This is a genomic window from Nocardiopsis sp. NPDC055824 (genome assembly GCF_053616335.1).
The window spans coordinates 1-12,766 of the sequence record NZ_JBSHDN010000050.1 but is presented as its reverse complement, the minus strand read 5'-3'; the positions used below and the strand labels follow the sequence as shown (position 1 = coordinate 12,766).

Annotated in this window: 23 protein-coding genes; all 23 read left to right on the top strand. The window is 66.9% G+C overall.

Annotated elements, in window-relative coordinates:
- Positions 1-3: 3 nt before the first annotated feature.
- The 23 genes from rplP (at position 4) to rplQ (ending at position 12,697) form a co-directional block, all read left to right on the top strand.
- Complete coding sequence (gene rplP, locus ACWGL3_RS13205; RefSeq protein WP_267946686.1) at positions 4-417, top strand: 50S ribosomal protein L16; 414 nt, start codon at positions 4-6, stop codon at positions 415-417.
- Positions 417-671, top strand: coding sequence for a 50S ribosomal protein L29 (gene rpmC / locus ACWGL3_RS13200; RefSeq protein WP_267946685.1), 255 nt, complete (start codon positions 417-419; stop codon positions 669-671). Before rplP ends, rpmC begins: the two co-directional genes overlap by 1 nt.
- On the top strand, positions 668-940 hold the full coding sequence (rpsQ, locus tag ACWGL3_RS13195) for a 30S ribosomal protein S17 (RefSeq protein ID WP_267946684.1): 273 nt from the start codon (positions 668-670) through the stop codon (positions 938-940). The genes rpmC and rpsQ overlap by 4 nt, the downstream gene beginning before the upstream one ends.
- 107 nt (positions 941-1,047) lie before the next feature.
- Positions 1,048-1,416 carry a 50S ribosomal protein L14 gene (gene rplN, locus ACWGL3_RS13190; protein WP_013156121.1) on the top strand — a complete coding sequence of 123 codons (369 nt, stop codon included), beginning with the start codon at positions 1,048-1,050 and terminating at the stop codon, positions 1,414-1,416.
- A 3-nt stretch (positions 1,417-1,419) separates the two neighbouring features.
- Complete coding sequence (gene rplX / locus ACWGL3_RS13185; RefSeq protein WP_267946683.1) at positions 1,420-1,725, top strand: 50S ribosomal protein L24; 306 nt, start codon at positions 1,420-1,422, stop codon at positions 1,723-1,725.
- Positions 1,725-2,300 (top strand): 50S ribosomal protein L5, encoded by a 576-nt coding sequence (gene rplE, locus ACWGL3_RS13180; protein WP_267946682.1) that lies wholly within the window; start codon positions 1,725-1,727, stop codon positions 2,298-2,300. The genes rplX and rplE overlap by 1 nt, the downstream gene beginning before the upstream one ends.
- Before the next feature lie 13 nt (positions 2,301-2,313).
- A complete protein-coding gene (locus ACWGL3_RS13175; protein ID WP_267946681.1) occupies positions 2,314-2,499 on the top strand; it encodes a type Z 30S ribosomal protein S14 in 186 nt (61 codons plus the stop codon).
- A gap of 284 nt (positions 2,500-2,783) precedes the next feature.
- Entirely contained in the window at positions 2,784-3,182 is a 399-nt protein-coding gene (gene rpsH, locus ACWGL3_RS13170; RefSeq protein ID WP_267946680.1) for a 30S ribosomal protein S8, read from the top strand.
- 16 nt (positions 3,183-3,198) lie between these two features.
- On the top strand, positions 3,199-3,735 hold the full coding sequence (gene rplF / locus ACWGL3_RS13165; protein ID WP_267946679.1) for a 50S ribosomal protein L6: 537 nt from the start codon (positions 3,199-3,201) through the stop codon (positions 3,733-3,735).
- A gap of 2 nt (positions 3,736-3,737) precedes the next feature.
- The gene (rplR, locus tag ACWGL3_RS13160) at positions 3,738-4,115 is read left to right on the top strand and encodes a 50S ribosomal protein L18 (protein WP_267946678.1); all 378 of its coding nucleotides are present in this window, start codon (positions 3,738-3,740) and stop codon (positions 4,113-4,115) included.
- A gap of 49 nt (positions 4,116-4,164) precedes the next feature.
- Positions 4,165-4,767 carry a 30S ribosomal protein S5 gene (gene rpsE, locus ACWGL3_RS13155; protein WP_267946677.1) on the top strand — a complete coding sequence of 201 codons (603 nt, stop codon included), beginning with the start codon at positions 4,165-4,167 and terminating at the stop codon, positions 4,765-4,767.
- Positions 4,768-4,769: 2 nt separating this feature from the next.
- Positions 4,770-4,955, top strand: a complete 186-nt coding sequence (rpmD, locus tag ACWGL3_RS13150) for a 50S ribosomal protein L30 (RefSeq protein WP_013156129.1) — start codon at positions 4,770-4,772, stop codon at positions 4,953-4,955.
- Positions 4,952-5,416: a 50S ribosomal protein L15 gene (gene rplO / locus ACWGL3_RS13145; RefSeq protein WP_267946676.1), complete on the top strand. Its 465-nt coding sequence runs from the start codon at positions 4,952-4,954 to the stop codon at positions 5,414-5,416. Before rpmD ends, rplO begins: the two co-directional genes overlap by 4 nt.
- 282 nt (positions 5,417-5,698) lie before the next feature.
- A complete protein-coding gene (gene secY, locus ACWGL3_RS13140; RefSeq protein ID WP_267946675.1) occupies positions 5,699-7,012 on the top strand; it encodes a preprotein translocase subunit SecY in 1,314 nt (437 codons plus the stop codon).
- Positions 7,013-7,678, top strand: coding sequence for an adenylate kinase (locus ACWGL3_RS13135; protein ID WP_344182269.1), 666 nt, complete (start codon positions 7,013-7,015; stop codon positions 7,676-7,678).
- Entirely contained in the window at positions 7,678-8,502 is an 825-nt protein-coding gene (gene map, locus ACWGL3_RS13130) for a type I methionyl aminopeptidase (RefSeq protein ID WP_267946673.1), read from the top strand. Before ACWGL3_RS13135 ends, map begins: the two co-directional genes overlap by 1 nt.
- Positions 8,503-8,569: 67 nt before the next feature.
- Positions 8,570-9,034, top strand: coding sequence for a DUF1707 domain-containing protein (locus ACWGL3_RS13125; protein WP_267946672.1), 465 nt, complete (start codon positions 8,570-8,572; stop codon positions 9,032-9,034).
- Positions 9,035-9,472: 438 nt separating this feature from the next.
- Positions 9,473-9,694: a translation initiation factor IF-1 gene (gene infA / locus ACWGL3_RS13120; protein ID WP_013156135.1), complete on the top strand. Its 222-nt coding sequence runs from the start codon at positions 9,473-9,475 to the stop codon at positions 9,692-9,694.
- Positions 9,695-9,748: 54 nt separating this feature from the next.
- Positions 9,749-9,862 carry a 50S ribosomal protein L36 gene (gene rpmJ, locus ACWGL3_RS13115; protein WP_082206327.1) on the top strand — a complete coding sequence of 38 codons (114 nt, stop codon included), beginning with the start codon at positions 9,749-9,751 and terminating at the stop codon, positions 9,860-9,862.
- Positions 9,863-10,077: 215 nt separating this feature from the next.
- Complete coding sequence (gene rpsM / locus ACWGL3_RS13110; protein WP_267946671.1) at positions 10,078-10,458, top strand: 30S ribosomal protein S13; 381 nt, start codon at positions 10,078-10,080, stop codon at positions 10,456-10,458.
- A gap of 65 nt (positions 10,459-10,523) precedes the next feature.
- The gene (rpsK, locus tag ACWGL3_RS13105; protein ID WP_053616319.1) at positions 10,524-10,928 is read left to right on the top strand and encodes a 30S ribosomal protein S11; all 405 of its coding nucleotides are present in this window, start codon (positions 10,524-10,526) and stop codon (positions 10,926-10,928) included.
- Positions 10,929-11,112: 184 nt separating this feature from the next.
- The gene (locus ACWGL3_RS13100) at positions 11,113-12,135 is read left to right on the top strand and encodes a DNA-directed RNA polymerase subunit alpha (RefSeq protein ID WP_267946670.1); all 1,023 of its coding nucleotides are present in this window, start codon (positions 11,113-11,115) and stop codon (positions 12,133-12,135) included.
- Positions 12,136-12,205: 70 nt separating this feature from the next.
- Positions 12,206-12,697 carry a 50S ribosomal protein L17 gene (gene rplQ, locus ACWGL3_RS13095; protein WP_267946669.1) on the top strand — a complete coding sequence of 164 codons (492 nt, stop codon included), beginning with the start codon at positions 12,206-12,208 and terminating at the stop codon, positions 12,695-12,697.
- Positions 12,698-12,766: the final 69 nt, after the last annotated feature.

Here is a 12,766-nt window from a genome sequence, read left to right as displayed (position 1 = left end):
CCAGTGCTTATTCCTCGTAAGGTCAAGTACCGCAAGCAGCACCACCCGGATCTGCGCGGTAAGGCCAAGGGTGGAACGACGGTCACTTTCGGCGAGTACGGCATCCAGGCTCTGGAGTCGGCCTACGTCACCAACCGTCAGATCGAGTCCGCTCGTATCGCTATGACGCGTCACATCAAGCGTGGCGGCAAGGTGTGGATCAACATCTTCCCGGACCGTCCGCTGACGAAGAAGCCCGCCGAGGTCCGCATGGGCTCCGGTAAGGGTTCACCCGAGTGGTGGGTCGCGCCGGTCAAGCCCGGTCGCGTGATGTTCGAGCTGTCGGGCGTGCCCGAGGACATCGCCAAGGAGGCGATGCGCCGTGCCATGCACAAGCTCCCGATGAAGTGCAAGTTTGTTAAGCGGGAGGGGGAGTGATGGCGAAGTCCGTGACTGCCCATGAGCTCCGGGACCAGTCCGTCGAGGACCTGGTCGCCAAGCTCAAGGAAGCCAAGGAAGAGCTCTTCAACCTCCGCTTCCAGGCCGCCACCGGCCAGCTCGACAACCACAGCCGGCTGCGTACCGTCAAGCGCGAGATCGCGCGGATCTACACGGTCATGCGTGAGCACGAGCTGGGCATCGCCCCGCTGTCTGGTGAGTCGGCTGAGGAGACGAAGGAAGCAGCCGAATGAGTGAGAACCAGACCGCGACCCGCAACTACCGCAAGGTGCGCGAGGGCTACGTCGTCAGCGACAAGATGGACAAGACCGTCGTTGTCGAGGTCGAGGACCGCATCAAGCACGCCATGTACGGCAAGGTCATCCGTAGGACGACCAAGTACAAGGCGCACGACGAGGCGAACTCCTGTGGCGTCGGCGATCGGGTCCGAGTGATGGAGACCCGGCCGCTCTCCGCGACGAAGCGTTGGCGCGTCGTGGAGATCCTGGAGAAGGCTAAGTAACCCCAGCCTGCGTTTGGCGGCCGACACGCGTTGTCGGCCGCCAGCGCGAGGGGTGAGACCACCTAGCCGTGCGGCAGTGGACCGCACGCATCACATCAGGAGCAGACGTGATTCAGCAGGAGTCGCGACTCAAGGTCGCCGACAACACGGGTGCCAAGGAGATCCTCACCATCCGTGTTCTCGGTGGCTCGGGTCGGCGCTACGCCGGGATCGGCGACACGATCGTCGCCACGGTGAAGGACGCCCTGCCTGGCGCTGGAGTCAAGAAGGGCGACGTCGTCAAGGCCGTTGTCGTGCGCACCGTCAAGGAGCGCCGCCGGCCCGACGGCTCCTACATCCGCTTCGATGAGAACGCTGCCGTGCTCATCAAGGACGGTGGGGACCCGCGAGGCACCCGCATCTTCGGCCCGGTGGGCCGCGAGCTGCGTGACAAGAAGTACATGCGCATCATTTCGCTGGCGCCGGAGGTGCTCTGAGCGATGAAGATCAAAACTGGCGACGAGGTCATCGTCCTCGCCGGCAAGGACAAGGGTGCCACCGGCAAGGTCGTCAAGGCCCTGCCGAAGGAAGACCGTGTCGTCGTCGAGGGCGTCAACCTGGTCAAGAAGCACAGGAAGGCGAACCCGGCGGGCGGCCAGCAGGGCGAGGTCGTCACGAAGGAGGCCCCGATCCACGTGAGCAACATCGCGCTCGCCGAGGACGGCAAGCCCTCCCGGGTCGGCTACCGCTTCGAGGACGACGGAACCAAGGTTCGCGTCTCCCGTCGCACCGGTAAGGACATCTGATGACGGTTACCAACGACATCACGGCCCCTCCGATGCCGCGGCTCAAGGAGAAGTACCGTAACGAGATCGTCGCTGCCCTCAAGGAGGAGCACGACATCGCCAACATCATGCAGGTCCCCGGTCTCACGAAGATCGTGGTCAACATGGGTGTCGGCGAGGCGGCTCGTGACGCGAAGCTGATCCAGGGCGCGATCGCCGACATCTCGGCGATCACCGGCCAGAAGCCTCGGATCAACCGGGCCAAGAACTCCATCGCGCAGTTCAAGCTGCGCGAGGGCCAGCCGATCGGCGCCAGCGTCACGCTGCGCGGCGACCGGATGTGGGAGTTCCTCGACCGGCTGCTCTCGCTGGCTCTGCCCCGTATCCGGGACTTCCGCGGCCTTTCCCCGAAGCAGTTCGACGGGAACGGCAACTACACCTTCGGTCTGACCGAGCAGGTCATGTTCCACGAGGTGGACCCGGACAAGGTCGACCGGCAGCGTGGGATGGACATCACGGTTGTCACCACGGCCACGACCGACGAACAGGGCCGCAGCCTGCTCAAGCGGCTCGGTTTCCCGTTCAAGGAAGCCTGAGGGGTAAGCACACATGGCTAAGAAGTCCCTGATCGCCAAGGCGCAGCGGAAGCCGAAGTTCAGCGTCCGCGCGTATACTCGATGCTCTCGGTGCGGCCGTCCGCGCGCCGTCTACCGGAAGTTCGGCCTCTGCCGCATCTGCTTCCGCGAGATGGCGCACCGCGGCGAGCTGCCCGGTATCACCAAGTCGAGCTGGTAGTTTCCGGCGGGGCCGACCAGGCGCTCACTCCCTGAGGAGGGCGCACTGGGTTCGGCCCCCCGAACCGCCACCCCCTTGGTGGCTCGACAAGTGTCCGTGACCGCCCGACGCGGTCAGCGGTCCAGCAACATCCAACCATCAGGGCACGGCAGTCCCGCGAGGGACAGCGGTGCCCACGACCACGCCGTAGGTCCGTTTGTGCACCTCCACGGGGAGACCCGTGGGAGGGCAGGCTCTGGGAAAGCCCGCACTCGGAAACCGCGGTGAGGAAGGGCCAGTCGGCCATGACGATGACCGACCCGATCGCAGACATGCTCACGCGTCTGCGTAACGCGAATTCGGCTTACCACGACACCGTGGCGATGCCGTATTCCAAGATCAAGGCGCACATCGCCGAGATCCTCCAGCAGGAGGGCTTCATTCAGGGCCACCGGACCGAGGAGGCCCCTGTGGGCAAGAGCCTCGTCCTGGACCTGAAGTACGGCCCCACCCGAGAGCGTTCGATCGCGGGCATCCGCCGGGTCTCCAAGCCCGGTCTGCGGGTGTACGCCAAGAAGGAGAACCTCCCGCGCGTGCTGGGTGGCCTCGGTGTGGCGATCATTTCGACGTCCGGTGGCCTGATGACTGACAAGCAGGCCAAGAAGCGCGGCGTGGGCGGCGAAGTCCTCGCCTACGTCTGGTAGAGGGAGAGACTGAAGCATGTCGCGAATCGGTCGACTGCCGCTCTCGGTCCCCAAGGGCGTCGAAGTCACGATTAACGGGCAAGACGTCACTGTCAAGGGGCCGAAGGGCGAACTGAAGCACACCGTCGCCGAGCCGATCACCGTCTCCTTCGAGGACGGGGTCGTCACGGTTGCGCGTCCCGACGACAAGCCGGAGAACCGGTCGCTGCACGGTCTGACCCGTGCACTGGTCGCGAACCTCACCGAGGGTGTCTCCAAGGGCTACACGAAGACGCTGGAGATCCACGGCGTGGGTTACCGCGTCCAGGCCCGCGGCTCCAACCTGGAGTTCTCGCTGGGCTACAGCCACCCCGTCGTGGTCGAGCCCCCGCAGGGCATCACCTTCCGCGTGGAGAAGCCGACGATCCTCCACGTGGAGGGCATCGACAAGCAGCTGGTGGGCCAGGTCGCCGCGAACATCCGCAGCCTGCGCAAGCCGGACCCGTACAAGGCCAAGGGCGTGCGGTACCAGGGCGAGCACATCCGCCGCAAGGCCGGAAAGGCTGGTAAGTAGCCATGGGTATCACCGTGCGCAAGCGGACCTCCAAGAGCGCGACCTCCCGTGCGCGCCGCCAGTTCCGCGTCCGCAAGAAGGTCGTGGGCACCGCCGAGCGTCCGCGTCTGGCCGTGTTCCGGTCCTCCAAGCACATCGTCGCGCAGGTCATCGACGACACCAGGGGTCACACCCTGGTCGCCGCCTCCAGCGTCGAGGCCGACCTGCGCGGTGCCGAGGGCACCAAGTCCGACAAGTCCGCCAAGGTCGGTCAGCTCATCGCTGAGCGCGCCAAGGCCGCTGGGGTCTCCGCCGTGGTGTTCGACCGCGGCGGCAACCAGTACGCCGGCCGTATCGCCAAGCTCGCCGACGCGGCGCGCGAGGGCGGGCTGGAGTTCTAGCGATGACCTCTGTACTGGGCAAGATCAACCACGAGAAGAGGAACCACTGATGGCTGCAGCACCGCGGCGCGGCGCCGGTGGCGAGCGGCGTGATCGCCGTGACGATCGCCGCGGCGGCGCCGCAGACAAGGGTGTCTCCTACATCGAGAAGGTCGTGACCATCAACCGGGTCGCGAAGGTCGTCAAGGGCGGCCGTCGCTTCTCCTTCACCGCTCTCGTCGTCGTCGGTGACGGCAACGGGATGGTCGGTGTCGGTTACGGCAAGGCCAAGGAAGTTCCGGCCGCGATCGCCAAGGGTGTCGAGGAGGCGAAGAAGAACTTCTTCCGCGTCCCCCGCATCCAGGGCACCATCGTGCACCGGGTCCAGGGCGAGGACGCCGCTGGCGTCGTCCTGCTCCGTCCGGCCGCTCCGGGTACCGGCGTCATCGCCGGCGGCCCCGTGCGCGCCGTGCTGGAGTGCGCCGGCATCCACGACATCCTGAGCAAGTCGCTCGGGTCGTCCAACCCGCTGAACATCGTGCACGCCACCGTGGCGGCTCTCAAGGGGCTCAACCAGCCCGAGGAGATCGCCGCCCGCCGTGGCCTGCCGATCGAGGACGTCGCCCCGGCCGCCATGCTGCGTGCTCGTGCTGAGGCGAAGGCAGGAGCCTGACCATGGCCAAGCTCAAGATCACGCAGACCCGCTCCAAGATCGGCGGCAAGGTGAAGCAGCACGCTGCTCTCCAGTCGCTCGGCCTGGGCCGGATCGGCAAGTCCACCGTCCGTGAGGACCGCCCTGAGGTTCGCGGGCAGATCACGATCGTCGCGCACCTCGTCTCTGTCGAGGAGGTTGCCGAATGAGCGACTACAACCCCGACGAGCTGCTCAAGCTGCACCACCTGCGGCCCGCTCCGGGCGCCAACAAGGCCAAGACCCGCAAGGGCCGCGGCGAGGCGTCCAAGGGCAAGACCGCGGGCCGGGGCACCAAGGGCACCAAGGCTCGTAACACCGTCCGTCCCGGCTTCGAGGGCGGGCAGATGCCCCTCATCCGCCGGGTGCCGAAGCTCAAGGGCTTCAGCAACGCGCGGTTCAAGACGACCTACCAGGTCGTCAACCTGGACAAGCTGAGCGAGCTGTTCCCCGAGGGTGGCGAGGTCACCGTCGAGGCCCTGGTCGCCAAGGGCGCGGTTCGCAAGAACCAGCTCGTCAAGGTTCTGGGCACCGGTGAGATCACCGTCGCCGTGCAGGTGAGCGCGAACGCGTTCTCCGCCTCGGCGAAGGAGAAGATCGCCGCTGCCGGTGGCTCCGTCACCGAGCTGTAGGGGTCTACCCCGAAATGCGCAACTGGGGGCGTCCGCCCGGCAGGTCAGTGAAAGACCGGCCGGCGGGCGCCCCCGTGTGTTGTGAGAAGTGATCGTTATGACTCACGACCGCAACTGCCGCGTGATGGCTGTTACAGTTCCATCTGTTTGAGCTCCCCGCTTGACGTACTGTGAATACTTCCGAGCAACGGGCGACTGCCCGCTGCTGACGTTCTACGACGATTCAGGATCGGCCGCGATGTCTGGAACCCGTTCCGCCGCCGAAGCCGCGCAGGAGGAGACGTGCTAGGTGCGTTCGTCCGTGCATTCCGCACGCCCGACCTGCGTAACAAGCTGCTGTTCACACTGTTCATCCTGACGATCTTCCGTCTGGGGTCGGTGATTCCCGCTCCGGGGATCGACTCCGCGGCGATCCGGGAGCAGATGGAGGCGGTCACCGCCGCAGACCAGAGCGGTGTGTACGCGCTCGTGAACCTGTTCAGCGGCGGCGCGCTGTTGCAACTGGCGGTGTTGGCGCTCGGGGTCATGCCGTACATCACCGCGAGCATCATCATCAACCTGCTCACGGTGGTGATCCCCCGCCTGGAGGCCCTCAAGAAGGAGGGCCAGTCGGGGCAGAGCAAGATCACCCAATACACCCGCTACCTCACGCTGATGCTCGCGGTCCTGCAGGCCACCAGCATCGTCGCCATGGCCAGGACGGGCGCCCTGTTCCAGGGGGCCATCCCGGTCAGCACCTACATGCCCAACCAGGACATCCTGACCCTGGTGACGATCGTCTTCGTGATGACCGCCGGCACCGCCATCGTCATGTGGTTCGGCGAGCTGATCACCGAGCGCGGCGTGGGCAACGGCATGTCGCTCCTGATCTTCACCCAGGTCATCGCGATGTTCCCGTCCTCCATCATGGGGCTCTTCGAGGAGCGCTCCATCTGGGTCTTCACCCTCATCTGCATCGCGGGCCTCGTGCTCGTGGCCGCGGTGGTCTTCATGGAGCAGGCGCAGCGCCGCATCCCGGTGCAGTACGCCAAGCGCATGGTGGGACGCCGCATGTACGGCGGAAGCTCGACCTACATCCCGCTGAAGGTCAACCAGGCGGGCATCATCCCCGTGATCTTCGCCTCCTCGCTGCTGTACCTCCCGCAGCTGGTCGTCGGACTGGTCGGCCAGGACTCCACGAACCCCGTGGTGACCTTCATCCAGACCTACTTCCTGTCCGGCACGCACCCCGTGTACCTGGCGACCTTCTTCGTCATGATCATCGGGTTCGCGTTCTTCTACGTGGCGATTACGTTCAACCCCACTGAAGTCGCCGACAACATGAAGAAGTACGGTGGGTTCATCCCGGGTATCCGACCGGGGCGTCCGACCGCCGAGTACCTCGACTACGTCCTGACGAGGCTGACGACCCCCGGATCCCTGTACCTGGGTGTGATCGCTCTTCTCCCGATGGTCGCGCTCGGCGCCACCGGCGCCAACGCGAACTTCCCCTTCGGCGGGACGAGCATCCTGATCATGGTCGGTGTCGGGCTGGACACGGTGAAGCAGATCGAGAGTCACCTCCAGCAGAGGAACTACGAAGGTTTTCTGCGATAAATGCGAGCAGTATTGGTGGGGCCGCCTGGGGCCGGCAAGGGCACCCAGGCCCAGATCCTCGCGTCGGAGCTGTCGATCCCGAAGGTGTCCACCGGTGACATCTTCCGGGCCAACGTCAGCGGTGGCACGGAGCTTGGCAAGAAGGCCAGGGAGTACATGGACCGTGGCGACCTCGTCCCCGACGAGGTCACGAACGCCATGGTCAAGGACCGACTGGCGCAGGACGACGCCGCTGTGGGCTTCCTGCTCGACGGCTTCCCCCGCAACGTCCCGCAGGCCGAGACGCTCAAGGGCATCCTGGCCGACCTGAAGACGCACCTGGACGTGGTCCTGGAGCTGAGGGTGGACGAGGACGAGGTCGTCAAGCGCCTCTCGGGGCGCCGCTCGTGCCCCGAGTGCGGCCGCGTGTACCACGTGGAGTACGACGCCCCGAAGTCCGAGGGCGTGTGCGACCACGAGGGCGCCGCGCTGTACCAGCGCGAGGACGACCGCGAGGAGACCATCAGGCACCGCCTGAAGGTCTACCGCGAGCAGACCGCGCCGCTGGTGGAGTTCTACGAGCGCGAGGGGCTGCTGGCGACCATCGCCGCCACGGGCTCCGTGGCCGCGGTGACGGCCCGGGCCAAGGCCGCGATCGAGGAGCAGGCCCGAAAGGCCAGTTCCTGATGTTTCGGAAGGCGGAGCCGGACGTGCAGATCAAGACGCCGGAACAGATCGCCAAGATGAGGGCGGCGGGCCAGGTCGTGGCCCGCGCCCTGGACACCCTCCGGGCCGCTGTGCGGCCCGGAGTGTCCACACTGGACCTCGACTCCGTGGCGGAGAAGGTCATCCGCGACGCGGGCGCCGTGCCGTCCTTCAAGGGCTACCACGGCTTCCCCGGGTCCATCTGCGCCTCGGTCAACGAGGAGGTCGTCCACGGCATCCCCAGCGCCGAGCGGGTGCTGGCCGAGGGCGACATCGTCTCCATCGACTGCGGCGCCATCCTGGACGGCTGGCACGGGGACTCGGCGATCACCGTCGCCGTGGGCGAGGGCCGGCCCGAGGACCTCCGCATGATGGAGGTCTGCGAGGAGTCCATGTGGCAGGGGATCGCGCAGATGCGGCCGGGCAACCGCCTGGGCGACATCGGCTTCGCGATCGGCGGCCACATCTCCGCGAACGGCGGCTACGGCAACGTCCGCGAGTACGGCGGCCACGGCATCGGCACCGAGATGCACATGGACCCGCACGTCCTCAACTACGGCAAGCGGGGCCGCGGGCTGAAGCTCGTCGAGGGCATGTGCCTGGCGATCGAGCCGATGACCACCCTGGGCCGCCAGGACGTGCTCCAGCTGGACGACGGCTGGACGGTGGTCACGAAGGACGGCAAGAGGGCGGCGCACTTCGAGCACACGGTCGCGGTGACCGCAGAGGGCCCCGTGGTCCTGACCGCTCGTGAGTCCAACCGCGATAAAATCACTCATATGGGGTTCGTCCAGCCAACCTGGTAGCGGCCCCGCCCCACGCGCACCGCGCGCGGGACGCGACCACTCACGGGTGAAGATCGAGGTGCGCGCAGTGTCCGACCCGGTGCCGTCGATACGAACGTCCGACTCCGAGCGCGACCGTGTCGCGCAGCTCCTCCAGACGCACTTCGCGCAGGGCCGGCTCGACCACGAGGAGTTCACCGACCGGCTCGGCCGCGTCTACAAGTCCCGGACGGCGGACGAGCTGGCCACGGTCACCCGCGACCTGCCCGAGCGCGATCTGGCGGACCTGCACGGGGCGTCCCCCCTCCAGGAGGAGCCCCTGATCGCGCCGCCGATCAGCATGCGGGACCCGGCGCTGATGGTGCCGTGGATCCTGTACGCCGGGGTCAACGTCCTGTGCTTCGTGATCTGGCTGATCCTCTTCCTCACCACCGACTACAACTACCCGTGGTTCCTGTGGGTGCTGGGGCCGTGGGGCATCGTGATGAGCGTGGTGACCTTCGGGGTCCTGGCCTCGCAGCGCAGCCACCCCGGCGGCGACCACTCGCCGTAGGCCGGCCTCCGGGCGGTCGCGGTCCGGCCCTCCCCGGCGCCGGCCCCGTCCGCCCGGCCAGGGACGCCGCACGGGGAAGAAAGCGGCCACCGGAGGCGTTGTCGGGGGCGCCCCCGAACGCGGCCCGGGGCGCGGAGCGGCGCCGGTTCCCCCTGCGGGGGCGACGGTATAGGGTTCTCTGCCCGCCGGTCAGAAGCACTTGCCCGAAGGCGATAGACTGTCACTGCCCATACGCGGGCTGTTGGGTCAGTCTGCCTTCTTTGTGCCACGTCTTCCCATCGACGTACGCCCTTGCAGTTGACCTGAACTACCAGTGTGTCCTGGCGTCGACGACATCCGGCCCGTACGGTGTCGCCGGGGCCGTCGCGTTGTGCGAGGCCACTGGGGTCGCGTCGGGACTGTCCTGATCAACCAATCGATGAGCGAGGCGTGGAGGACATGGCAAAGAAAGACGGCGCCATCGAGATCGAGGGTTCCGTTGTCGAGTCCCTACCCAACGCTATGTTCAAGGTAGAGCTCGACAACGGGCACCAGGTTCTTGCCCACATCAGCGGCAAGATGCGGATGAACTACATCCGTATTCTCCCCGACGACCGTGTCGTCGTGGAGCTGAGCCCGTACGACCTCACGCGCGGGCGCATCGTTTACCGCTACAAGTAGCCCGTCGTGGGCCGCACGGCCCAGGATGAGTGATGTGATGAGTTCGGAGTCACCATGAAGGTCAAGCCGAGCGTGAAGAAGATCTGCGCGAAGTGCCGCGTGATCCGTCGCAACCGTCGGATCATGGTCATTTGCTCGGACCCGCGGCACAAGCAGCGTCAGGGCTAACAGCCCCCGCAGCTCGCCGCGGCTTCTGAACCGCGACAACCCGGCAAGGGAAGGACTTCCCTCCCGGGCGCAGTACAAACGAAAACCTGTTCCGATTCCCGGCGCCGACGAGGCCCGGGGACAACCCCCGGTCGGAGGCCGGGGCCTCGTCGATTGGGCGACGAGAGGGTGGAACGGGGCAGACCTCCGGGGCATGGATATGGAGTCTCGCCCACATGGCACGTATTGAAGGCGTTGACCTCCCTCGCGACAAGCGGGTGGAGATCGCTCTCACGTACATCTTCGGGATCGGCCGCACCCGCGCGCTCGAGACCCTGAAGCAGACCGGCGTCGACGGCAACACGCGCGTCCACCAGCTGTCCGAAGAGGACCTGGTCAAGCTGCGCGAGTGGATCGGCGCGAACTACCAGGTCGAGGGCGACCTGCGCCGCGAGGTGCAGGGCGACATCCGTCGCAAGATGGAGATCGGTAGCTACCAGGGCGTCCGCCACCGTCGCGGGCTCCCGGTCCGCGGTCAGCGCACGCAGACCAACGCGCGTACCCGCAAGGGCAAGAAGAAGACCGTGGCCGGTAAGAAGAAGGCCGGTAAGAAGTAGTCCGCTCGGACTGTCGACCGCGTCCGAGAACAGCAACGGACCGATGATCTCTGGGAGTTTCGCTAATGCCGCCTAAGGGCCGTCAGGGTGCCGCGCGCAAGGTGCGCCGCAAGGAAAAGAAGAACATTGTCCACGGACACGCTCACATCAAGAGCACGTTCAACAACACGATCGTGAGCATCACCGACCCGACCGGTGCCGTGATCGCGTGGGCAAGCTCCGGACAGGTGGGCTTCAAGGGCTCGCGCAAGTCGACGCCGTACGCCGCGCAGATGGCCGCCGAGGCCGCTGCCCGTCGCGCGCAGGAGCACGGCGTCCGCAAGGTGGACGTCTTCGTGAAGGGCCCGGGCTCCGGCCGGGAGACCGCCATCCGCTCGCTCCAGGCGACCGGCCTCGAGGTGGGCTCCATCCAGGACGTCACCCCGGTTCCGCACAACGGCTGCCGTCCGCCGAAGCGCCGCCGCGTCTGATCGGCAGCGCGTGCCCGCGGCCCCGGCCGGCAGGGCACCGTGCCGTGCTTGATCCCGCGCGGTCCCCGCTGGGGCCCGCGCGGGCTGGGTAGTAATCCGAGTAGTGGACACCGCCGTTCCGGCGGAACGTCCATCCGGTGGCCGTCATATAGCGGTCGGCCATGTGGAAGGGAAAACACGGACCATGTTGATCGCACAGCGTCCCACGCTCGCCGAGGAAGTCATCTCGGACCTGCGCTCGAGGTTTGTCATCGAGCCGCTGGAGCCCGGTTTCGGCTACACCATCGGCAACTCGCTCCGGCGCACCCTGCTGTCCTCCATCCCCGGCGCGGCTGTCACCAGCATCCGCATCGAGGGCGTCGAGCACGAGTTCACCACCGTGCCCGGTGTCAAGGAGGACGTCACGGAGATGATCCTCAACCTCAAGGGCCTGGTCGTCAGCTCCGAGCACGACGAGCCCGTGCTGATGTACCTGCGCAAGCAGGGCCCCGGCGTCGTCACCGCGGCGGACATCGCTCCGCCCGCCGGCGTCGAGGTGCACAACCCCGAGCTGCACATCGCCACGCTCAACGGCAAGGGCAAGCTGGAGATGGAGCTGACGGTCGAGCGCGGCCGCGGCTACGTCTCGGCCACGCAGAACAAGCAGGCCGGCCAGGAGATCGGTCGCATCCCGATCGACTCCATCTACTCGCCGGTCCTGCGTGTGACCTACAAGGTCGAGGCCACCCGTGTCGAGCAGCGCACCGACTTCGACCGCCTGATCGTCGACATCGAGACCAAGCCGGCCATCCGTCCCCGTGACGCGGTCGCCAGCGCGGGCAAGACCCTGGTCGAGCTGTTCGGTCTGGCGCGCGAGCTCAACGTCGACGCCGAGGGCATCGACATGGGCCCGTCGCCGACGGACGCCGCCCTCGCGGCGGACCTGGCGCTGCCCATCGAGGACCTCAACCTGACGGTGCGCTCGTACAACTGCCTCAAGCGGGAAGGCATCCACAGCGTTGGTGAGCTGGTCGCCCGCTCCGAGCAGGACCTGTTGGACATCCGCAACTTCGGTGCGAAGTCCATCGACGAGGTCAAGCAGAAGCTCATCGACATGGGCCTGTCCCTGAAGGACTCCCCGCCCGGATTCGACCCCAGCACGGCGGCCGACTCCTACAGCTCCGACGACGACGAGGGCGAGTCCTTCGTCGAGACGGAGCAGTACTAACCGACCTTCGTCGCCCACATGGTCCACGGCCGAGTGCGGCCGCGGATCGCATCACTAGGAGAACGACACCATGCCCACGCCTACCAAGGGCGCCCGTCTGGGTTCCGGGCCCGCTCACGAGCGGCACATCCTGGCGAACCTCGCGACCTCGCTGTTCCAGCACGGCCGCATTCGCACCACCGAGGCCAAGGCCAAGCGTCTGCGCCCGTACGCCGAGAAGCTGATCACCCTCGGCAAGCGCGGTGACCTGCACGCCCGTCGCCAGGTTCTCACCAAGATCACGGACAAGTCCGTGGTGCACGAGCTGTTCACCGAGATCGGCCCGCGCTTCGAGAACCGTCCCGGTGGCTACACCCGGATCACCAAGATCGGTCCGCGCAAGGGCGACAACGCTCCCATGGCGGTCATCGAGCTGGTCGAGGCGCTGAACGCCCCCGCCGCTCCGGCCGCCGCCCCGGTCGAGGAGCCCGTCGAGGCCCCCGCCGAGGAGACCGCGGCCACGGAGACCGAAGAGGTCGCCGAGACCGACGAGGCCGCCGAGAAGAGCGCCGAGAGCAAGTAGGGCGGATGGCGCGCGCGGGCAGGACCTGTGTGTGCGACCGCTCGCCGAGTGCCCGACCCCTCCGGGGGT